This window comes from Allorhizobium sp. nf9_anc (genome assembly GCF_056323085.1).
Genome location: NZ_CM150481.1, coordinates 1189137 through 1209426 on the forward strand (window position 1 = coordinate 1189137; position 20290 = coordinate 1209426).

General features: G+C 62.0%; 19 protein-coding genes. 13 read left to right on the plus strand and 6 right to left on the minus strand.

Features of this window, described 5'->3' with window-relative positions; all coding sequences use genetic code 11:
* The first annotated feature begins 74 nt into the window (after positions 1-74).
* From AC02Y0_RS05490 to AC02Y0_RS05520, 7 genes are all read left to right on the plus strand, one after another.
* Complete coding sequence (locus AC02Y0_RS05490) at positions 75-584, plus strand: TRAP transporter small permease subunit (RefSeq protein WP_444559137.1); 510 nt, start codon at positions 75-77, stop codon at positions 582-584.
* Positions 581-1930, plus strand: coding sequence for a TRAP transporter large permease (locus tag AC02Y0_RS05495; protein WP_476382907.1), 1350 nt, complete (start codon positions 581-583; stop codon positions 1928-1930). Before AC02Y0_RS05490 ends, AC02Y0_RS05495 begins: the two co-directional genes overlap by 4 nt.
* 106 nt (positions 1931-2036) lie before the next feature.
* Positions 2037-3077 (plus strand): TRAP transporter substrate-binding protein, encoded by a 1041-nt coding sequence (locus AC02Y0_RS05500; RefSeq protein ID WP_444559135.1) that lies wholly within the window; start codon positions 2037-2039, stop codon positions 3075-3077.
* Positions 3078-3163: 86 nt separating this feature from the next.
* Entirely contained in the window at positions 3164-4531 is a 1368-nt protein-coding gene (locus tag AC02Y0_RS05505; protein WP_476382908.1) for a glutamine synthetase family protein, read from the plus strand.
* A 104-nt stretch (positions 4532-4635) separates the two neighbouring features.
* Positions 4636-6021, plus strand: coding sequence for an aldehyde dehydrogenase family protein (locus tag AC02Y0_RS05510; protein WP_476382909.1), 1386 nt, complete (start codon positions 4636-4638; stop codon positions 6019-6021).
* Entirely contained in the window at positions 6018-7163 is a 1146-nt protein-coding gene (locus AC02Y0_RS05515) for an iron-containing alcohol dehydrogenase (protein ID WP_476382910.1), read from the plus strand. Before AC02Y0_RS05510 ends, AC02Y0_RS05515 begins: the two co-directional genes overlap by 4 nt.
* 362 nt (positions 7164-7525) lie before the next feature.
* A complete protein-coding gene (locus tag AC02Y0_RS05520) occupies positions 7526-8245 on the plus strand; it encodes an AAA family ATPase (protein WP_444559131.1) in 720 nt (239 codons plus the stop codon).
* 24 nt (positions 8246-8269) lie between these two features.
* Here the strand turns inward: AC02Y0_RS05520 and AC02Y0_RS05525 are convergent, their stop codons facing one another.
* Positions 8270-8902, minus strand: coding sequence for an alpha/beta hydrolase (locus AC02Y0_RS05525; RefSeq protein WP_476382911.1), 633 nt, complete (start codon positions 8900-8902; stop codon positions 8270-8272).
* Entirely contained in the window at positions 8892-10250 is a 1359-nt protein-coding gene (locus AC02Y0_RS05530) for a L,D-transpeptidase (protein ID WP_476382912.1), read from the minus strand. The genes AC02Y0_RS05525 and AC02Y0_RS05530 overlap by 11 nt, the downstream gene beginning before the upstream one ends.
* 160 nt (positions 10251-10410) lie before the next feature.
* Between AC02Y0_RS05530 and AC02Y0_RS05535 the strand changes: the two genes are divergently transcribed.
* The 4 genes from AC02Y0_RS05535 (at position 10411) to AC02Y0_RS05550 (ending at position 12564) form a co-directional block, all read left to right on the plus strand.
* Positions 10411-10893, plus strand: a complete 483-nt coding sequence (locus AC02Y0_RS05535) for a MarR family winged helix-turn-helix transcriptional regulator (protein WP_476382913.1) — start codon at positions 10411-10413, stop codon at positions 10891-10893.
* Positions 10890-11717: a DUF4432 family protein gene (locus AC02Y0_RS05540; RefSeq protein ID WP_476382914.1), complete on the plus strand. Its 828-nt coding sequence runs from the start codon at positions 10890-10892 to the stop codon at positions 11715-11717. The genes AC02Y0_RS05535 and AC02Y0_RS05540 overlap by 4 nt, the downstream gene beginning before the upstream one ends.
* A gap of 84 nt (positions 11718-11801) precedes the next feature.
* The gene (locus AC02Y0_RS05545; protein ID WP_476382915.1) at positions 11802-12140 is read left to right on the plus strand and encodes a protein tyrosine phosphatase family protein; all 339 of its coding nucleotides are present in this window, start codon (positions 11802-11804) and stop codon (positions 12138-12140) included.
* Positions 12141-12222: 82 nt separating this feature from the next.
* Complete coding sequence (locus AC02Y0_RS05550) at positions 12223-12564, plus strand: RidA family protein (RefSeq protein WP_102022044.1); 342 nt, start codon at positions 12223-12225, stop codon at positions 12562-12564.
* Positions 12565-12644: 80 nt separating this feature from the next.
* Here AC02Y0_RS05550 and AC02Y0_RS05555 read toward each other — a convergent pair whose 3' ends face one another.
* Positions 12645-13580, minus strand: coding sequence for a DMT family transporter (locus AC02Y0_RS05555; protein ID WP_476382916.1), 936 nt, complete (start codon positions 13578-13580; stop codon positions 12645-12647).
* A 114-nt stretch (positions 13581-13694) separates the two neighbouring features.
* Here AC02Y0_RS05555 and AC02Y0_RS05560 point away from each other — a divergent pair, with 114 nt between their 5' ends.
* Positions 13695-14279 carry a bifunctional transcriptional activator/DNA repair enzyme AdaA gene (locus AC02Y0_RS05560; protein WP_476382917.1) on the plus strand — a complete coding sequence of 195 codons (585 nt, stop codon included), beginning with the start codon at positions 13695-13697 and terminating at the stop codon, positions 14277-14279.
* 82 nt (positions 14280-14361) lie between these two features.
* On the opposite strand, the gene AC02Y0_RS05565 is transcribed toward AC02Y0_RS05560, so the two are convergent.
* The 3 genes from AC02Y0_RS05565 to AC02Y0_RS05575 all read right to left on the minus strand — a co-directional run bounded on the left by AC02Y0_RS05565 (position 14362) and on the right by AC02Y0_RS05575 (position 18297).
* Entirely contained in the window at positions 14362-16014 is a 1653-nt protein-coding gene (locus tag AC02Y0_RS05565; protein ID WP_476382918.1) for a thiamine pyrophosphate-binding protein, read from the minus strand.
* Positions 16011-17210: a succinate--glutarate CoA-transferase gene (caiB, locus tag AC02Y0_RS05570; RefSeq protein WP_476382919.1), complete on the minus strand. Its 1200-nt coding sequence runs from the start codon at positions 17208-17210 to the stop codon at positions 16011-16013. The genes AC02Y0_RS05565 and caiB overlap by 4 nt, the downstream gene beginning before the upstream one ends.
* A 160-nt stretch (positions 17211-17370) precedes the next feature.
* Positions 17371-18297 (minus strand): alpha/beta fold hydrolase, encoded by a 927-nt coding sequence (locus AC02Y0_RS05575; protein WP_476382921.1) that lies wholly within the window; start codon positions 18295-18297, stop codon positions 17371-17373.
* A gap of 135 nt (positions 18298-18432) precedes the next feature.
* Here AC02Y0_RS05575 and AC02Y0_RS05580 point away from each other — a divergent pair, with 135 nt between their 5' ends.
* Positions 18433-20217: a hypothetical protein gene (locus tag AC02Y0_RS05580; protein WP_476382922.1), complete on the plus strand. Its 1785-nt coding sequence runs from the start codon at positions 18433-18435 to the stop codon at positions 20215-20217.
* The last annotated feature ends 73 nt before the right edge of the window (positions 20218-20290 follow it).

Here is a 20290-nt window from a genome sequence, read left to right on the forward strand (position 1 = left end):
AAGAGGGAACGGATGCCGGCATATCATTGGATGAGACAAGGACTGCGGAAGCGGTCCGGGGCGGCGGTGGACTGATGCCGCAAGCGCTGCAGACCTATGTGCGCGTCGTCGACGCCTTCAATCGCCGCGTCGGTCGGATCGTCATGTATGGCATCTTCGTCATGATGGGCATCCTGCTCTACTCGTCGATCTCCAAAACCATGTTCCTGCCCGCCAGCTGGACGCTTGAAATGGCGCAGTTCGTCATGGCGGGCTACTACCTGCTGGGTGGCGCCTATTCGTTGCAGCTCGACAGCCATGTGCGCATGGATCTGCTCTACGGCCGCTGGTCGCCGAAGACGAAAGCCATCGTGGATGTGATCACCATCATGATGCTCTTCGTCTACCTCTTCTTCCTGCTGTGGGGTGGCGTGTCGAGCACGACCTATGCACTGCAGTATGGTGAAACCAGCTACTCCTCCTGGTCGCCCTACATGGCGCCCATCAAGATTGTCATGGTGATCGGTATCTTCCTCACCTTCCTGCAGGCCACCTCGATCTTCATCAAGGACCTTGCCACCGCGATGGGGAGGCCGTTCGCATGAGCGAATACCTTGGCTATGAAATGATCGCGCTCCTGATGTTCTCATCGATGATGATGTCGATGCTGACAGGGCAGCGCGTGTTTGCGACCATCGGTTTCGTCGGTGTGGTCGCGGCTGCCGTGCTCTGGGGCAATGGTGGCTTCGAGATGGGCTTCTCGGCCGGCATGAAGCTGATGAAGTGGTACCCGCTGCTGACGCTGCCGCTCTTCATCTACATGGGCTACATGCTGTCGGAATCGGGCATTGCGGAAGACCTCTACAAGGCCTTCCATGTCTGGTTCGGCGGCATGCCGGGAGGTCTGGCGATCGGCACGATCGGACTGATGGTCGTGATCTCGGCGATGAACGGGCTCTCGGTTGCGGGCATGGCGATCGGCGCGTCAATCGCACTGCCTGAACTGCTGCGCCGCGGCTACGACAAGATCATGGTCTCCGGTGTCATTCAGGCGGGCAGTTCGCTCGGCATCCTGATCCCGCCGAGCGTGGTGCTTGTGCTTTACGGCATGATCGCGCGCCAGCCGGTTAGCCAGCTGTGGCTTGCGGGTGTCTTCCCGGGCCTGCTGCTCGCGACCCTGTTCTGCATCTACATCTATATCCGTTGCCGCCTCAATCCGGCGCTCGGCCCCGCCCTTCCCAAGGAAGAGCGCGACATGCCGATGCGCGAGAAGCTGAAACTGCTGCAGGCTGGTATCCTGCCGTTCCTCATCTTCTTCTTGATGATGGGGCTCTTCCTGATGGGCATTACCAGCCTAGTGGAAAGCTCGGCCGTCGGTGCGCTGGGTGCGCTCTTCGCCGCCTGGTACAAGGGGCGCCTGACCAAGGCGGTCTGGAACCGGGTCCTCGAGCAGACGCTCGGCATCTCCTGCATGTTCATGTGGATCATCCTCGCGGCTCTTTGTTTTGGCGCCGTCTTCGATGGCCTGGGGGCTGTGAAGGCGATCGAGAACCTGCTGGTCAACGATATCGGTCTGACACCCTGGCAGATCCTGATCATGATGCAGCTGTCGTTCCTGGTGATGGGGGCCTTCCTCGACGACACGGCCATGCTGGTCATCGTCGCGCCGCTCTACATCCCGCTGGTCGGCAAGCTCGATCTGGGCGTCGACAACGCGCTGATCTGGTACGGCGTGCTCTACACGATCACCTGCCAGATCGCCTACATGACGCCGCCCTTCGGCTACAATCTCTTCCTCATGAAGGCGATGGCGCCGCCCGATTTCCGGCTGATCGACATCTACCGGTCGGTCGTGCCCTTCGTGCTGATCATGCTGCTCGGCATGGTGATCATCATGATCTTCCCGCAGATCGCGACCTGGCTGCCAAGCCAGATCTATCTCAGAGGCTAGCGTTCGAATGACAAGAGGCCCGGCAAACGGGCCCGGCACCAGGACTACCCGTCGGACCTTAAGGGATGGCGGGCATCAAGAGAACCAAAGAACAGAGGGAAACGAAATGACCAACAGCAGACGTTCATTCCTGAAGACGGCCGCCATGGCGACACCCGCCGTTCTGGCAGCACCTTATGTCAAAGCCCAGAATGCCAAGATCACCTGGCGCCTGCAGACCTATGCCGGTGCGGCACTTGCCGAATTCGTCATCCGCCCGGCCGTCGACGCTTTCAACAAGGCGGCCAATGGCGAGATGGAAATCCAGCTCTACACCGCCGACCAGCTCGTCCCGACAGGCGAACTGTTCCGCGCCATGCAGGCCGGCACGATCGACGCCGTCCAGTCGGACGACGATTCCATGAACTCGCCGGTCGATATCAAGGTGTTCGGCGGCTACTTCCCGTTTGCCTCGCGCTACAGCCTCGACGTGCCGACGCTGTTTTACGAGTACGGTCTCGCCGAGATCTGGGACGAAGCCTATACGGAAGTCGGCGTTAAGTGGCTGTCGGCCGGTGCCTGGGATCCGTGCAACTTCGCCACCAACAAGCCGATCACCAAGCTCGATGATCTCAAGGGCCTGCGCGTCTTCACCTTCCCGACGGCCGGTCAGTTCCTGTCGCAGTTCGGCGTCGTTCCGGTCACCATTCCGTTCGAAGATGTGCCGGTTGCCATGCAGACCGGTGAAATCGACGCGATTGCTTGGTCTGGCATCACCGAGGTCTTCACCTCGGGCTGGGTGGATGTCACCAAGTACTTCCTCACCAACAACGTCTCCGGCGGCTGGGCGGGTTCGTTCTTTGCCAATGCCGACCGCTGGAAGGAAGTGCCGCCGCATCTGCAGACCCTGTGGCAGATGTGCATGGATAGTTCCCACTACAAGCGTCTGCACTGGTACTGGGGTGGCGAAGCCCGCCTGCGCGCCGAAGGTGGCCGTCTCGAACTCACCAGCATCCCGGATGCCGAATGGAAGACGGTCGAAGATGCGGCGCATGTCTTCTGGGAAGAGGTCGCCAAGCAGACGCCGCGCACCGGCAAGGTCGTGGAAATCCTGAAGAAGTACAATGCCGACATGGAAAAGGCAGGCAAGCCTTACCGCTACGGCTGATAACACGACATGGCGATCCGGCTCCGGCCGGGTCGCCTTCATAAAACAAGACGGCATGAGCCGAGCGCTGCCCTGGGAACACCGAGATGACCACTTACACATTCGAAGAGTTGAAAAAAGACGTCGCAGAAGGGCGCATCGACACGGTTCTGGCGTGTCAGGTGGACATGCAGGGCCGTTTGATGGGCAAGCGCTTTCAGGCCGAATTCTTCGTCGAGAGCGCCTACAAGGAAACCCATAGCTGCAATTATCTGCTCGCCACCGACATGGAGATGGAAACCGTCTCCGGCTACAAGGCGACAAGCTGGGAGAAGGGCTACGGCGACTATACGATGAAGCCCGATCTTTCGACGCTTCGCCGGATCCCCTGGCTCGAAGGCACGGCGCTGGTTCTCTGCGACATGCTCGACCACGCGACCCATGCCGAAGTGCCGCATTCGCCGCGCGCCATCCTGAAGAAGCAGGTTGCCCGGCTTGAGGCCATGGGCATGAAGGCCTTCATGGCGACCGAGCTCGAATTCTTCCTCTTCGACCAGACCTATGACGAGGCGCGGCTTTCGGGCTATCGCGACCTGAAGCCGGTTTCTGGATACAACGAGGACTACCACATCTTCCAGACGACCAAGGAAGAAGATGTGATGCGCGCGATCCGCAAAGGCTTGCAGGGGGCCGGTATTCCGGTCGAGAATTCCAAAGGCGAGGCTTCTGCCGGGCAGGAAGAAATCAATGTCCGCTATGCCGATGTGCTCACCATGGCGGACCGCCACGTGATCATCAAGAACGGCTGCAAGGAGATCGCCTGGTCGAAGGGCAAGGCCATCACCTTCCTTGCCAAGTGGCATTACAACGCCGCCGGCTCCTCGTCGCATATCCACCAGTCGCTGTGGTCTGCCGATGGCAAGACGCCGCTGTTCTTCGACAAGGACGGGCAGTACGGCATGTCCGAAACCATGAAGCATTACATGGCCGGGCTGCTCGCCCATGCCAGCGACTTCACCTATTTCCTGGCACCCTACATCAATTCCTACAAGCGCTTCGTCGCCGGCACCTTCGCGCCGACTAAGGCGATCTGGTCGAAGGACAACCGCACCGCCGGCTATCGCTTGTGCGGCGAGGCGAGCAAGGGCATCCGCGTCGAATGCCGCGTCGGCGGCTCCGACCTCAACCCCTATCTTGCCATGGCTGCCCTGCTGGCCGCCGGTATTGACGGGATCGAGAAGAAGATGGCGCTGGAGCCGGAATTCTCAGGCGATGCCTATGGTGCGCAGGGCGCCCGCGAAATTCCAAGGACGCTGCGGGCGGCTGCAGAGACGCTTCGTGGCTCGGCCATGCTGCGGGCCGCTTTCGGCGATGACGTGGTGGACCACTACGTTCGTGCTGCGGAGTGGGAGCAGGAAGAGTATGATCGCCGGATCACGGACTGGGAGGTTGCGCGCGGCTTCGAGCGCGCGTGACCAAAGGCGGCCTTGAGCCCGCCACGATCCCCGGCGTAAGGGTGGAAACAAGGACAGCGGCTGCGGCCGCTGTCATTTCGTTCTAGAACAACAGGAAGACGATCATGACGATGATCCAATGCATTTCGCCGATCGATGGATCGGTTTACGCGGAACGTCCGGCCATGTCGCTGGAAGCGGCGACCGAGGCCGTGGCTCGTGCCCGCAAGGCGCAGAAGGCCTGGGCGCGCCGGCCTCTGGAAGACCGCGTGCAGCTCGTGCTGAAGGGTGTTGCCCGCCTCAACGAGATGTCCGACGAAGTCGTGCCGGAACTCGCCCACATGATGGGCCGTCCGGTGCGTTACGGCGGCGAATACAAGGGCTTCAACGAGCGGTCCAACTATGTCGCGGCAATTGCCGCCGACGCACTTGCGCCGCTGGTCGTCGAAGCCAGCAACAATTTCGAGCGCCGAATCGAGCGCGAGCCGCATGGCGTCGTCTTCGTCATCGCGCCGTGGAATTACCCTTACATGACCGCGATCAACACGATCGCGCCGGCACTGATGGCCGGCAACACCGTCGTCATCAAGCATGCGACGCAGACGCTTCTCGTTGGCGAGCGCATGGTGCGGGCTTTTGTCGAGGCTGGCGTGCCGGATGATGTCTTCGTCAACCTCTTCCTCGACCACGCCACGACATCTGCGCTGATTGCGGCTGGCAATTTCAACTTCATCAACTTCACCGGTTCTGTCGAAGGTGGTCGTTCGATCGAGCGGGCGGCTGCCGGCACCTTTGCCGGTCTCGGCCTCGAGCTCGGCGGCAAGGACCCGGGTTACGTCATGGAAGACGCCGACCTGGATGCCGCCGTCGATACGCTGATGGATGGCGCGACCTACAATTCCGGCCAGTGCTGCTGCGGCATCGAGCGCATCTATGTGCATGAGAGCCTCTACGACGCCTTCGTCGAGAAGTCGGTCGCCTGGGTGTCGAACTACAAGCTCGGCAATCCGCTCGATCCGGAAACGACGCTTGGCCCGATGGCCAACAAGCGCTTCGCCAAGGTGGTGCGCGAGCAGATCGCCGACGCGGTTTCGAAGGGTGCCAAGGCGCAGATCGATCCGAAGCTCTTCCCGGCCGATGATGGCGGCGCCTACATCATGCCGCAGGTCCTCACGAACGTTGATCACTCCATGGCCTTCATGAAGGACGAAACCTTTGGTCCTGCTGTCGGCATCATGAAGGTGAAGAGCGACGAACAGGCGCTCGAACTCATGAATGACAGCCCCTATGGCCTGACCGCCTCGCTCTGGACGCAGGATCCGGAGCGCGCCGCCCGCATCGGTCGCGACATCGAAACGGGCACCGTCTTCATGAACCGTGCCGACTATCTCGACCCGGCGCTCTGCTGGACCGGCGTCAAGGAAACCGGCAAGGGCGGTTCGCTCTCCGTGCTCGGCTTCCAGAACCTCACCCGTCCGAAATCCTATCACCTGAAGAAAGTCACGAAATGAACATCGTCGCCAACTGGAGCTACCCCACCGCCGTCAAGATGGGACGTGGCCGCATCAAGGAACTGGCGGACGCATGCAAGTCGCTCGGCATGAAGAAGCCGCTGTTGATCACCGATCGGGGCCTCGCACCGATGGCGATCACGCAGACGGCGCTCGACGTCCTGGAAGAGGCGGGTCTCGGCCGCGCGCTGTTTGCCGATGTCGATCCGAACCCGAATGAGAAGAACCTTGAGGCCGGCATCAAGGCCTACAAGGATGGCGGCCATGACGGCGTGGTTGCCTTCGGCGGCGGCTCGGGCCTCGATCTTGGCAAGTGCGTTGCCTTCATGGCTGGCCAGACGCGGCCGGTCTGGGACTTCGAAGATATCGGTGACTGGTGGACCCGTGCCAATTCCGACGCCATCGCTCCGATCGTCGCCGTGCCGACCACGGCTGGCACCGGTTCGGAAGTCGGTCGCGCCTCGGTCATCACCAACTCCGTCACGCATGTGAAGAAGATCATCTTCCATCCGAAGTTCCTGCCCGGCGTCGTCATCTGCGACCCGGAACTGACGGTCGGCATGCCGAAGATGATCACGGCCGGTACGGGCATGGACGCGTTCGCCCATTGCCTCGAAGCCTATTCCTCGCCCTTCTATCACCCGATGAGCCAGGGCATCGCACTTGAGGGCATGCGTCTGGTCAAGGAGTTCCTGCCGCGCGCCTATCACGACGGCACGGATATCGAGGCCCGCACCAACATGATGTCGGCAGCCGCCATGGGCGCTACCGCCTTCCAGAAGGGGCTTGGTGCGATCCACGCGCTGTCGCATCCGATCGGCGCCGTCTACAACACCCACCACGGCATGACCAATGCGGTCGTGATGCCGCCAGTGCTGAAGTTCAACCGGCATGTGATCGAGGAGCGCATCGAGCGTGCGGCTGCCTATCTCGGTATCGCCGGCGGCTTCGACGGCTTCTACGACTACGTGCTGGCTCTCCGGGCCGAACTGCATGTGCCGGCGAACCTGACCGCCATGGGCATTGCCAATGATCGGATCGACGAGCTCTCGGCGATGGCGATCGAGGATCCGAGCGCTGGTGGCAATCCTGTCAAGATGACACTCGAAAACACCAAGAAGCTGTTCGCCGACTGCTTCTAATAGGGCGTGCTGATCGCATTGAGGACCCCGTCACAATGTGTGGCGGGGTCTTTTTCGTGTCTTGCTCATGCGTTGGTGATCGGTCCAGCCCTTGCTGGCAGATGTTAGGGCAGGGCGAGTCGCGCCGTCGCATGTCGGCAGATGCCTAGCTGTGCGCGGCTCAGTAGCGACTGACCTGCGCATTCTTATTCGCGAATATACTTTGTTTTTCCGTTGCTTCTCCCCAATATGGGGGAGGGCGTCAGGTGTCCCGTTTCCACTTTGTTAACCATGTTTGCCCCATGATCACTGCATGGGGCGCCGATGATGCTGGCTGCTCAAGAGCGATGAGCCGCTCGGATCCGACCTCCCAAGGAAGCAGCATGCCAGTCATTTCTTTTGCCAATGCCAAGGGCGGTGCCGGCAAAACCACCGCAGCCCTTCTTCTCGCCACTGAACTGGCACATCAAGGATATCGCGTCGCCATTCTGGATGCCGATCCGCAACGCTGGATCACCCAGTGGCACGAGATCTCCGGTCCGCAGCGCAATATCGAAGTGATCTCCGAAGTGACTGTTGCTTCGGTTCAGGGGCATATCCGCGAGCTGTCGCGCACAAACGACTACATCATCATGGATCTTGCCGGTGCGCGCGATGCCATGGTCACAACGGCAATCGGCCTCTCCGACCATGTGATGATCCCGGTTCAGGGCTGTGCCATGGATGCCAAGGGCGGCGCCCAGATCCTCGACCTGATCAAGCTGATGGAAGATGCCGGCAACCTGGTCATTCCGCATTCGGTCGTCCTCACCCGTGTCACCTCGATGGTGACAACGCGCGCCCTGTTGACCATCAAGGGTCTGCTCGCCGCGCGTGGCGTCAATGTCGTCAATACCCCGATTGCCGAGCGCAGCGCCTATCGCGAAATCTTTGACTGTGGTGGCACGCTGTATTCGATGGATGCAGCGAAGATCAGCAATCTCGACAAGGCCCAGGAAAACGCCAAGTCGTTTGCCTCGGAAGTCATGCGCCTGCTGCCGGTAAAGGTTATCCGCTCCAGCGAGCCGCGTCGTCTGTTCCGGCTGGTGCGTTCAGCCGCCTGAAGCCATAGCTAACTTCCGCTATCATCACCCGCGTCTGGCCAGCCAGGCGCGGGTTAATTCTATGTCGCGAGCCTCCATGGCATGCCCGCAGGGCAAAGCATGCAGCTCGACCTCTGCGTCTGCAGACTTCATCAGTTCAGCCAGGTTCGTAGCATCGGATGGCCGCCGTCGCGGATCTTGTTTTCCGGCTATCAGCAGCACCGGACGTCTCCCCAGCGGTTCGACGGCGCGGGTTCCATAGGGCGGCTCCGGGCGAAGCAGGACTGCGCCTGCAACCAAATGCGGGTGGTCGACCAAGAGAGCTGCCGCTGTGACCGCGCCGCTGGAATACCCGATCAGAAGTGGTGCGGTTTCATGCCTTTCGGTGATGGACATCAGAAGCGAGGCCAGTTCCTGGCTTCGCGACGCCAGATTGGACGTGTCGACCGACCGGTCGGCGCGTCGGCGGAAGAAGGTGAACGCCTCGTCGTCCTTCTCCTGGCCTCTCGGAAAATAGCAGGGATGGGCTGGTGCGACTTGCCCAGCCAAGCCAGTGAGCGAGGTTTCGTCGCTTGAGCTTCCGTGAAGGAAGATCACCGGCTGGAAAGAAGCCTGTCCCCGCCGGCAGATCGTGAGATAGCCGCTGATCGAGACCGTTTCGGTGTCGTCACTCGACAAATTCCACCGTCACGCCGGCCTTCACCATCTTGGCCAGTTCAGTCGCGTCCCAGTTTGTCAGTCGGATACAGCCGTGGCTCTGGGTGCGGCCGATCTTGGAAGGTTCGGGCGTGCCGTGGATGCCGTAGGTCGGCTTGGAGAGTGCAAGCCAGACCGTGCCCACTGGGCCGTTCGGGCCGGGGGGGATCGACAGGACCTTGGTGTTGTTGCCCTGCTGGAAATTGACCTTCGGATTGTAGGTGTAGCCCGGATCGAGCGCGATGCGCTCGATCGTGACCGTGCCCGATGGCGAGGGGGTGTCGGCCGAGCCGATGCTTGCCGGATAGGCGGCAATCAGGCTGCCGTCTTCACCATAGGCAAAGACCTGTTTCAGACCCTTGTTCGCGACGATGCGTGCGACATTGCCCTTCTTGACGGGACCCGGCTCCACCACCTTGATGGTCGTGCCAGGGATCGAGAAGTCGACGCCGGGGTTCAGCTCGCGCAGATAGCCTTCGTCCATGTGGAAGCGCTCGGCGAGCATTTCGACGGTCGAGGTGTAGGACAGGGCGGGCAGCTGTGCCTTGTGGGCGTAGTCGTCCGGGATCGAGGCGACGAACGGGCCGGCTGCGTCGCCCGCCGTGATCGTGTAGCTCTTGATTGCGAGGCCGCCGGAGAGGCGCAGGCGTTCGAGGATATCGTCTGCATTGTTCGGGTCGAGCGTTTCGCCGGTCATCTCTTCCCAGGCGACGATCGCCTTGTTGACGTTCTGGCCCATCTTGCCGTCGATGACGCCGGGCGAGACGCCTTCGCGATCAAGGAAGACCTGCAGAGCGGTGATCTCAAGGCGCGACAGATTGCTCTTCACCGGGATTTCCGGGGTGACGATCCGGGCCGGCGCGTTGTCGGCTGGGGCGGGCAGATCAGGGCCGCCATAGGGCATGTCCTGAGGCATCTGATCGAGAGGAACCTGGTCGCCCGGCATCGCATCGGGGATCGACGCTGTGGTCACGTCATCGTCCCAGCCGCGCGGTTCCGGCTGCTGGGGCTGGCCGTAAGGGTCATAGACGCCCGGCAGGCCGCGATCGCCGCCCCGGTTTTGCGGCGGGTAGTAGCTCTCGGCGGGAATTTCGGTCGCGACGAGATTGCCCATGCGGTCGATGAGAACGGTGCGGCCCATGCGGTCGCGGCTGATCACGACTTCGCCCACTTCCGGCACGAAATCGAGAATATCGCCCTCGGGCGAGATCAGAAGCGTGTGCGAATTGCGGTCGTCGTAGACGGATTGCGCCGAGGCGGTAAGCGCCGCCGTCAGCGATATGGCGGTCAAGGCAGCCAATCCCAGGCCAGTATTCTTGATATCGAACACGATTCGTTTTTCCTCGTCTGAACCAGCGACAAACGCGTGAAATTTGACACTAATGTGGAAAAGGTGAATTCATAGTGAATATAGGGTTAACTTACTGTGGGGGCAGTAGAGCCGAGACGCTTTAAAACAGAGCTTTGTGGTTCGGCTGTAAGGGGGGAAGATGCAGGATCGACTGAGATTGGAAGACTTTTTACCCTTCCGGCTGATCCGGGTCGCGGAGACTGTCGATAACGGCTTTGCGCACTTCTGTGGTCCGGAGGATGAACTGTCCTGGTCGGAGTGGCAGGTGCTCTGGTCTCTGGGCGAGCGTTCGCCGACCACTGCCAAGGCGATTTCCGGCTATGCGGGTCTGAGCAAAACCAAGATCAGTCGCGCCGTGAAGGTTCTCGAGGACAAGGGCTATCTGCTTCGCAAGCGAGACAGGTCCGACCGTCGCTTCGAGCTTTTGTCCCTGACGCAGAGGGGAAAGGAGCGTTTCGAGCGACTGGCTGGCGAAGCAAGCGGCTTCCAGCGCTGGCTTGAGCGCAGTGTCAACATCGCCTATCTCTCCTCGCTCGACAGCGGGCTCGTCGGACTGGAGGATCTGATTTCCACCGGTCACCTTAGAGCGCCGCAGCAGCAGGCCGAGGAACCGCTCGCATGATCATGTTTTCCGGTCCCAAGGGACCGCGTCTGGCTCTCGACGAAGGCTCCGTCTTCGATGTCGGCGCCTGCATTGTCGACGGCGTTGATCTGGCGCCCGGTCGGGCCATTCCCGATGACGGCGACCCCCGCATCGATCATTCGCTTGAAGGCTTCCTCTTCACCTGCGGTCCGGACCACATCCGCCACCGGGAGCCGATATCCGGCAAGGATGCAAACTATCCGCTGCATGGCTCCTTTTCCGCCAATCCGGCGCATTCGATCGAATTGACGGTCGAGGACGAGGATCTCGTGGCGCGGGCCATCGTCGACGTTGCGCTTGCGGCGGGCGGACATGCCCAGTTGCGCCGTCAGTGGCGCCTCAAGGGTGAGAGCGGCGAGGTGCAGCTTGCCGACACGGTGGTCAATGTGGGCGATTCCGCCTTTCCGACCTTCCTGATGTATCACATCAATCTCGGCGCCAAGCATTTCGATCCCGGCACGCGGCTCGAAGGGGCCATGCTTGAGGGCGGTGGTCTGCCCTGGGCCTTCGGCGACGGAGACGGCGGGATCTTCTGCGTGCCCGCCGGGCATGGTGGTTGGGCGGAGCTCCGGCTCGGGCCGCTGGAGGGGATCGGTGGCAAGCGGCTGAAGGTGCGCTTCCGCACGGACACGCTGCCGCATCTGCAGGTCTGGCGGAACCAGAGGCTCCCAGCCCATATCCTCGGCATCGAACCCGTCTCGCATCGCTGGGTCTCGCGAAACGAGCTCGAAGCCGCGGGTGAGTTCGACATTCTCGAACCCGGCGAGAGCCGTGAATACGGGCTCGCGTTTTCCTTCGTCTGAGGCGGGACGGCGAGGCTGTCGAGATTGACGCCTACGGATGCCCGTCGTAGATGTTTGGCCCCAAGAAATTGACGAGGTGCCCCGATGAACATCCGCCAGATCAACGAGGAATATTCGGTCAGCGGCCAGATCACGGTCGATGAGGTCGACGAGGTCAAGGCGCTCGGCTTCAAGTCGATCGTTTGCCATCGCCCCGACGGCGAAGAATTCGGGCAGCCGGAATTCGCAGCCGTTGCCAAGCGCGCGGAAGAGTTAGGTCTCAAGATCAAACACGTGCCCGTCGGACCCATGGGCGTGACACCCGATGCCGTTGCCGACATGGTTGATGCACTCGAAGAATTCGAGCGTCCTATGTTCGGCTATTGCCGTTCCGGCGCCCGTTCGGCGGCAACCTACGAACACGCGCAGCGCCAGCGCGGCTGACGCGTCTGTTCCATGATCCTTGGCCGGACCTGCGTGTCCGGCCTGTCTGTTTTCTAAACCAGCCTCAAGCAGGAGATTCCCCATGAGCATCAAGCGTATCGAGCCCGGCAAGCGCATGAGCGGCGCCGTCGTCCACGGCAACACCGTTTACCTGGCCGGCCAGGTCGGCGAAGGTTCGACCGTGACCGAGCAGTCGAAGTCGGCGCTCGCCGAAGTCGACCGCCTGCTGGCTGCTGCCGGTTCGGACAAGTCGAAGATCCTGCAGACGATCATCTACCTCTCCGACATGTCCACCTTCGGCGAAATGAACGCTGTCTGGGAAGCCTGGATCGACCCGGCCAACCCGCCGGCCCGCGCCACCAGCGGCGCCCCGCTCGCGACCCCGGACTACAAGGTCGAGTTCATCGTCACCGCTGCCATCTGATCTTTCAGGGCAACGTACAGAATGCAAAAGGCCGGGAGCGATCCCGGCCTTTTGTTGTTTCTCCGGCGGTTGCTCAGGGCTCATGGGCTGGCGGACTTGTGTCTCCGGCCAACGAGCCAGCGATACAGGCGCCCGTCGATGGAGAGCAGTCCGAGCGCGATCAGGCCCATGCCGGCGAAATGGTTGGAGGCCAATCTTTCGCCGAGGAACAGATAGCCGAGCAGGATGGCGCTGACCGGAATGAGCAGGGTGACCAGGGAGCTGTTGATTGCGCCGCCGACCGCGAGGATGCGGAAGAAGAGGATATAGGCGAGCGCCGTCGACAGCAGCCCGAGACCCAGAAGCGCAGCGACGGTCGTCATGCCCGGCATCTGCAGATGCCATGGGGTATCGATCAGCGCGACCACGGGTATCATCATCAGCGTCGTCGCCGATACCTGGCCGAATGCACTGGTTGCCGGCGAGATGCCCATCCGCCGGAAGCGCCGGCCGAAGACGCCAGCAAAGCCATAGGACAGGGCTGCGCCAAGGCAGGCGAGGAGGGGCAGGAGCGGTATGGCCTCTGTCTCCACTTGGTTTCCGGCCATCAGCACTGCGACACCCAAGAACCCAAGGGCGATGCCGACGAGTTTGTTGCGCGTGATGCCTTCGTCCGATGTCAGAACATGCGCGACGAGGATTGAGAAGATCGGTGTGGTCGCGTTGAGGATCGAGGCAAGGCCGCTGGCAATCTGGGTCTGCCCCCAGAAGAGAAGCGTGAAGGGGATGAGATTGTTGAGGAGACCCATGCCCAGGAAAGCGGTCCAGGTGGTGACGTCTGCGGGGATGGGCTGGCGGCGGATGCGCAAATAGACGAAGAGAGCCATTGCCGCGATCGCAACGCGGGCCAGGACCACCGTGAGCGGCGGCAGTTCGGAGAGGGCGACTTTGGAAAAGAAGAATGAACCGCCCCACAGAACGGACAGTGCCAGGAGAAGAGCCCAGTCGACAAGGCCCATGGATTGGTTTTGCTGCATGCGATGGTTCCAGGGTTGATCTGTTCGACATGAGTGGCCCGCCGAACCGCGATTTGCTCGCCGGATTCGGACTCTGTCCTTTTGGGGCTCTAAAAGCTGATGTAATCTCCGATCATGAGCCTCGATATCCCCCAATGTGAGCAGGCATGGCTTGCGCGTGATCCCCAGTTTGACGGCCGGTTCTTCATCGGCGTTCGAACGACCGGGATCTATTGCCGTTGTGTCTGTCCGGTGCGCCAGCCTTATCGCTGCAATATCGAATTCCTGCCGAGTGCGGCGGCAGCCGAACTTGCGGGCTATCGCCCCTGCCTGCGCTGCCGCCCGGAAACGGCGCCGTTCAGCCCGGCCTGGAAGGGCAGTGCTGCTATCGTCGAAAGGGCAGCAAGACTGATCCGCGACGACGGCGCACTCGACGCGCCCGGCGCGACCGTCGAGGCACTTGCTTCCCGGGTTGGCGTGGGCGGACGGCATCTGACGCGGCTGTTTCAAAAGCATCTCGGCGCAAGCCCGCTGCAGGTGGCGAAAACGGCGCGGGTTCAGCGCGCCAAGCGCTTGCTGACCGGCAGTGACATGACGATCACCGAGATTGCGCTACAGGCAGGCTTCGGAAGCGTCAGGCGGTTCAATGCCGTCTTTCAGGAGGTGTACAAACGGCCGCCGACGGCGATCAAACGGAGTTCGTCGCCACGTCCCTCATGATTGCCCTGTCGGGCGTGACCTCTGACCGAACAGAAAAATGGCCGGGGATCAGCCGGCCATTCTGTTTTGATTCAACTGCCTGTCAGGTTTTGTTGCGAATTTGAGTCAAGGTCCGGGTCGGCGTGATCGCTTCCGGGTCGAGCTTGATTTCGATGATCGCGGGCTTGCCGGAGGCGCGGGCGCGCAGGAAGGCAGGGGCGAAATCCTCCGTCTTTTCGACGGTTTCGCCGTGGCCGCCATAGGCCTTGGCCAGCGCTGCGAAGTCGGGGTTGGTCAGGTCGGTGGCGCTGACGCGGCCCGGATATTCGCGCTCCTGATGCATGCGGATCGTGCCATACATGCCGTTGTTGATCACGAGCGTGATGATCGGCAGGTTGTAGCGGATGGCCGTCGCGAATTCCTGGCCGTGCATCATGAAGCAGCCGTCACCGGCAAAGCAGATGACCTCACGTTGCGGGAACAGTTGCTTGGCGGCGACGGCTGCAGGAAGGCCATAGCCCATGGAACCGGAGGTCGGGGCTGCCTGGGTGTTGAAGGCCTGGAAGCGGTGGAAGCGATGCAGCCAGGTGGCATAGTTGCCGGCGCCATTGGTGAAGATCGCATCCTTCGGCGTATTGGCTTCGATCCACTCCATGATCGGCCCCATCTGCACAGCACCCGGGCCTGCCTTGGGCGGCGTCGACCAGGCGAGATAGGCTGCATGCATGGTCTCGGTGCGCTCGGCCCATGCGGGCGCGGCGGGTGCATCGAGCGATGCGAGTGCTGCGACGAATTCCTCAGGGGCGGCACAGATCGCGAGATCGGCACGGTAGACGCGGCCGAGTTCGGACGGGTCTGGATGCACGTGCACGAGCGTCTGCGCTGGGTAGGGGATGTCCATCAGCGTGTAGGAGGAGGAGGGCATTTCAGAGAAACGGCTGCCGAGCAGGATCAGCAGATCGGCCTCCTTCACCTCTTTCGCCAGCGCCGGGTTTATGCCGATGCCGACATCGCCGGCATAGGACGGATGCAGGTGATCGAAGAGCATCTGGCGGCGGAAGGAGCAGCCGACCGGCAGCCTGAACTTTTCGGCGAAGGCCTGGATGCCGGCGACCGAGGTCTCGCTCCAGCGCGTGCCGCCGAGGACGATCATCGGGCGTTTGGCGGTCTTCAGCATGTCGCCGAGGGCGGCGATCTGGCTTGGGCCGGGATGGGCCTCTACGGGTGTGTAGCGCTTGGCTTCCGGGGCTTCGACCTCGTCGAGCAGCATGTCCTCGGGCAGCGTCAGCACGACCGGGCCTGGGCGGCCGGAGGTGGCGACCGCGAAGGCGCGGGTGACGAATTCCGGGATGCGGCGGGCATCATCGATCTCGCCGACCCATTTGGCGAATTCGGTGAAGGCACGGCGGTATTCGACTTCCTGGAAGGCTTCGCGCTCCTTCATGTCACGGCCGATCTGACCGATGAACAGGATCATCGGGATCGAATCCTGCTTCGCGACATGCAGGCCGGCAGATGCGTTGGTGGCGCCCGGACCACGCGTGACCATGCAGATGCCGGGCTTGCCGGTGAGGCGGCCCCAGGTGTCTGCCATCATCGCGGCGCCGCCTTCCTGGCGGCAGACCAGCGTCTCGATGCCGCTGTCCTTCAGCGCGTCGAGCACGGCCAGATAGCTTTCGCCGGGAACGCAGGACACACGTTCGACGCCATTGGCCTTCAGCGCCTCGACGATCAGTTCACCGCCGGTTCTCTTCATCGCGTCTTCCTTTCCAGCTCGGCCAGTTCGGCCAGAATTTCGTTTCCGTGCTCGCCGATACGCGGGCTCGGGCGCTCGTAGCGCAGGGGTGTCTCGGAGAGCACGATCGGCGTGCGCACGCCTGGGATCACGGTGCCCTTGTCGTCGGTCAACTGGATCTTGAGGCCACGCGCCTGAACTTGCGGGTCGGCGAACATTTCCTCGATCGAGTTGATCGGCCCAGCCGGCACGGCATTCGCCTCGCAGGCAGACAGCAGATCGCGCTTCTGCCACTTCTCGGTCTCTGCCGTGACGATCTGGCGGACTTCAACCTTGTTGGCAACACGGGCCTTGTTGGTGGCGAAACGCTCGTCCTCAGCGACTGAGGCTATTCCGAGGATGGTGCAAAGGCGTTTGAACTGCCCGTCATTGCCGACCGCAAGGATCAGATGGCCGTCTGATGTCGGCACCACTTCATAGGGGCTGATGTTTGGATGGGCATTGCCGAGCCGTGTCGGCGCCTTGCCCGAGATCAGGTAGTTCATGTTCTGGTTGGCGAGCACCGCCGACATGACGTCGAGCAGCGCCATATCGACGAACTGGCCCTGGCCTGTTTTCATTACATGGATGAGGGCGGCCTGAATGGCGGTCACGGCATAGATGCCGGTGAAGATGTCGGCGATCGCCACACCGGCCTTCATCGGTTCGCCGTCCTTCTCGCCCGTAATCGACATGAAGCCGGACATGCCCTGGACGATGTAGTCGTAGCCGGCGAAATCGGCATAGGGGCCGTTCTGACCAAAACCGGTGATCGAGCAGTAGACGAGCTTGGGATTGATTGCCTTCAGGCTCTCGTAATCCAGCCCGTATTTCTCAAGGCCGCCGCGCTTGAAGTTCTCGATGATGACATCGGCCGAGGCGCAGAGGCGGCGGACCGTTTCCTGGCCCTCCGGCGTCTTCAGATCGACTGATATCGAGCGCTTGTTGCGGTTGGTCGAGTGGTAATAGGCAGCCGAGAGGTTTTCGCCATCGGCGCCCTCAACGAAGGGTGGTCCCCAGGCGCGTGTATCGTCGCCGCCTTCGGGGTTTTCCACCTTGATCACATCGGCGCCGAGATCGGCCAGCATCTGGCCCGCCCAGGGGCCTGCAAGCACGCGGGCGAGCTCGATCACGCGAATGCCTGAGAGCGGGGGCGGGGCGGTGGGCTTGGTCGTCATGGCGCGATCCTGTGCCGTGTCGTCAGGCCGTGTAATCTGACCCTTTTGGATCGCTGGCCATGACAAGAACTGCTGTCGAGCGAGCTATACCGCCGGATTTTGCCATCTGCACCTGATATTCTCTCATGGCATCATTCCGTTTCGGCAAGAGATCAGAGCATCAAGGGCCGAGATTGCCGAGCCAGGCGAGGAAATCGCCAATCGCCCTTTCGCGGCCGATCTCGTTCAGCGTCTCGTGGCGCATGGTCTCGTAGACGGTGGTTTCGACATCGGTCATGCCGGCATCCAGCATGCGCTGGCCTAGCCAGCGGATCTCGCGGCCCTTGTTGGTCGCCGGATCCTCGGCGCCGCCGACGAGATAGACCGGAAGCCTCTGCGGCAGGCGGGCGAGGCGTTCCGGGTCGGCGCCGGCAAAGGTTAGCTTAAAGATGTCGCGCCACATGGAGACGCTGGCGTCGAAGCCGCAAAGCGGGTCGGCGATATAGGCGTCGACTTCCTTCGGATCATGCGAGAGCCAGTCGAAGGCCGTGCGATGGCCAGGGATCGCGCGGCCCCAGGCGGCAAAGGTCGCCTTCGGCAGGATCAGGGAGGGGACATCGGACCCCTTCAGCATCTGCTCAAGGTAAAGCACGCCCTGGGCGAAGCGACCGGCAAGGCCGGGATTGAAATTGGAGTTCCAGATCGAGAGCGCCGCGAAGGCCTGCGGGTGCTCGGTCGCGACATTCAGCGCGATCAGGCCGCCCATGGAATGGCCGAACAGAATGATCGGTAGTCCCGGGTGTTTGCCGGCCGCAAGGTCGCGCATCGCCATGACATCGGCCACGACCTTTGCAGATCCGTCCTTACGGGCGAAGGATCCTAGCGCCGCATCTGACGCCGTGGTCTCGCCATGGCCGCGATGGTCGTGGGCGTAGACGTGATAGCCAGACGCTGAGAGCGCTACCGCGAAACCCTCATAACGCCGCGAATGTTCTGCAAGGCCGTGGCAGAGGAGGAGGATGCCGCGCGGGGCGGTCTCGGCAGGCTGGTGGTGATAGGCGAGGCGAGCCCCGCTCGGGCTGTCGAGCCACTGTCGCTCTGCAAACATCTGGATCCCCTTGCATTTTCCCTTGTGTTGCCTGCTGTACCCCGTCTGTCAATCAACGGCCTTGATCGAGGGCAAAGGAATTTTCATTCCTTTGCGTCTAGCTTCCACGCATCGAACGAAGGTCGGGGATCAGGCATGGCGGAGACGGAGCGATCGGCAGCGGGGCGAGGTGGCATGTGGCCCTTCGTCATTGTGGCCGGTCTCCTGCTGGTCATGGTGGCTTTCGACAGGATCGACGGGATCTCCTTCTTCGGGGACATCGACGATGATCTCAGGTTGCTGCAGCTGAAACATCTGATAGTGACTGGCGGTTGGTACGACCTCACTCTGCCGATGGTCCAATCGCCCGAGATCTATCTTTCGCCTTGGTCGCGCCTGATCGATCTGCCCTATGCGGTGTTGACCTTGCTCCTTCAGCCTTTCCTCGGGCCCGATCTCGCTTTGGTTGCCGCAACTCAGATCTGGCCGCCGGTGATGCTGCTCGTTTTTGCGGTGCTTACCGTGCGGACGGTGCAGGCGTTGACTCCACCGGAGGCCCTCAGCGTTCCCGTCTGGCTGGTGGTCGGCTTCGTGCTGATCTTTGCCGCCTTCGAGTTTTCGCCGGGACGCATCGATCACCACAATGCTCAGATCCTGGCGATGATGGTGATCCTGTACGGACTTGTCAGGGACCAGGGTCGAGGTGGTCGGTTCGTCGGATCAGGGGCGGCGATCTCTCTCGTCATCGGCCTGGAATGCCTGCCCTTCGTCGCCGTAGCCCTTGCGCTTGTTGCCATGGGCTTTGTTCTGCGAGTACCCTTCGCGCGCCGGATGCTGGTCGAGACCGGCATATCCATGGTGGTGGTCGCGCTTATCTCGGGGATTGCCTTCATTGGACCCGGCGCCATGCTGCAGACGGCCTGCGACGCATATTCGGCGCCCTATATCGCAGCGCTGTGCGGTTTTGGCGCCTGCTTCTGGATCTCAGGCCGGTTGGTTCCGGAAGGCGCTGGTCCGCTGCCGCGATTGCTGACGCTTGCGGTGTCCGGCGCGCTCGTGGTTTGCAGCCTCGTGCTCCTCTTTCCGTCCTGCCTTGCCGGGCCTTACCAGATGATCGATCCGGTTTCCCGCTTCTACTGGTTCGAGCGGATCCAGCAGGAGCAGAGCATTCTGGGGTTCCGGCAGATCGGACAGACGGGTGCCGCTGTGCTGGTGTTTCTGGCGCTGATGGCGCTCGTTGCGTTGTTTGCCTGCCCTTTCTGGCGTCGGGAAACGGGCGGCAGCGCGCGGCACTGGGCGGGCTACCTGTTTGCCTGTAGTTCCCTAGCCATGACCGTGCTCCTGATCCGCTATGTGCGATTTCCGGCGGCCGTGATGCCGGTCTTTCTGCCGCTGGCGCTTAAGCTTTGTGTCGATACGCTCTCAGATGGTGAGGGACGGCGGGCGAAAGCACTCGTGATAGCGCCTGTCGCGGTTCTGACAGCCGTCGTGGGCGGTCTCTATGCGCTCATGCCCTACCGGCCGTCACCGCAGGACGCTGTCTGGCTGATGTCGGTGGATGATTGCCGGGGCGAGGATTTCGCCGAGTTGAACGGGCTGGCGCCCGGCCGGATCCTGGCTCCGACCGGCATCGGGCTTGCCCTGGCGGCGCATGTGCCCGATGGCGTCTCGGTCATGGCGATCCCGTTCCATCGCGCGGCCCCGGGCATTAAGCTGAGTTTCACCGCCTTTGCGGGGGCCGATGCCGCCGCGCGGAAGGCTGCACTTGAGGAAGCCGATTATGTGGCGGTCTGCCACGTGCCTTTTCACGTTCCGTCCGAACAGGCGCCACTCTATGCGGCACTGGTCGGCGGGCAAGACTGGCCGGGGCTCGTGCCCGTCGCGGGCGCCGAGCCGGGCCGCCTCAAGATCTACAGGGTCGTGCATGATGCGCTGAAGTGATCGTGAGGCTCTGTTCCTCGCGACAAGAGGCAGAAAAACCCGGCATCCTGGCCCGGTCTGCATTGCTCACGCG

Bases quoted from the DNA above. Each gene is read 5' to 3' on its own strand.
- AC02Y0_RS05490 (WP_444559137.1), top strand. From the start codon at position 75: ATGCCGCAAGCGCTGCAGACCTATGTGCGCGTCGTCGACGCCTTCAAT.
- AC02Y0_RS05495 (WP_476382907.1), top strand. From the start codon at position 581: ATGAGCGAATACCTTGGCTATGAAATGATCGCGCTCCTGATGTTCTCA.
- AC02Y0_RS05500 (WP_444559135.1), top strand. From the start codon at position 2,037: ATGACCAACAGCAGACGTTCATTCCTGAAGACGGCCGCCATGGCGACA.
- AC02Y0_RS05505 (WP_476382908.1), top strand. From the start codon at position 3,164: ATGACCACTTACACATTCGAAGAGTTGAAAAAAGACGTCGCAGAAGGG.
- AC02Y0_RS05510 (WP_476382909.1), top strand. From the start codon at position 4,636: ATGACGATGATCCAATGCATTTCGCCGATCGATGGATCGGTTTACGCG.
- AC02Y0_RS05515 (WP_476382910.1), top strand. From the start codon at position 6,018: ATGAACATCGTCGCCAACTGGAGCTACCCCACCGCCGTCAAGATGGGA.
- AC02Y0_RS05520 (WP_444559131.1), top strand. From the start codon at position 7,526: ATGCCAGTCATTTCTTTTGCCAATGCCAAGGGCGGTGCCGGCAAAACC.
- AC02Y0_RS05535 (WP_476382913.1), top strand. From the start codon at position 10,411: ATGCAGGATCGACTGAGATTGGAAGACTTTTTACCCTTCCGGCTGATC.
- AC02Y0_RS05540 (WP_476382914.1), top strand. From the start codon at position 10,890: ATGATCATGTTTTCCGGTCCCAAGGGACCGCGTCTGGCTCTCGACGAA.
- AC02Y0_RS05545 (WP_476382915.1), top strand. From the start codon at position 11,802: ATGAACATCCGCCAGATCAACGAGGAATATTCGGTCAGCGGCCAGATC.
- AC02Y0_RS05550 (WP_102022044.1), top strand. From the start codon at position 12,223: ATGAGCATCAAGCGTATCGAGCCCGGCAAGCGCATGAGCGGCGCCGTC.
- AC02Y0_RS05555 (WP_476382916.1), bottom strand. From the start codon at position 13,580: ATGCAGCAAAACCAATCCATGGGCCTTGTCGACTGGGCTCTTCTCCTG.
- AC02Y0_RS05560 (WP_476382917.1), top strand. From the start codon at position 13,695: ATGAGCCTCGATATCCCCCAATGTGAGCAGGCATGGCTTGCGCGTGAT.
- AC02Y0_RS05565 (WP_476382918.1), bottom strand. From the start codon at position 16,014: ATGAAGAGAACCGGCGGTGAACTGATCGTCGAGGCGCTGAAGGCCAAT.
- caiB (WP_476382919.1), bottom strand. From the start codon at position 17,210: ATGACGACCAAGCCCACCGCCCCGCCCCCGCTCTCAGGCATTCGCGTG.
- AC02Y0_RS05575 (WP_476382921.1), bottom strand. From the start codon at position 18,297: ATGTTTGCAGAGCGACAGTGGCTCGACAGCCCGAGCGGGGCTCGCCTC.
- AC02Y0_RS05580 (WP_476382922.1), top strand. From the start codon at position 18,433: ATGGCGGAGACGGAGCGATCGGCAGCGGGGCGAGGTGGCATGTGGCCC.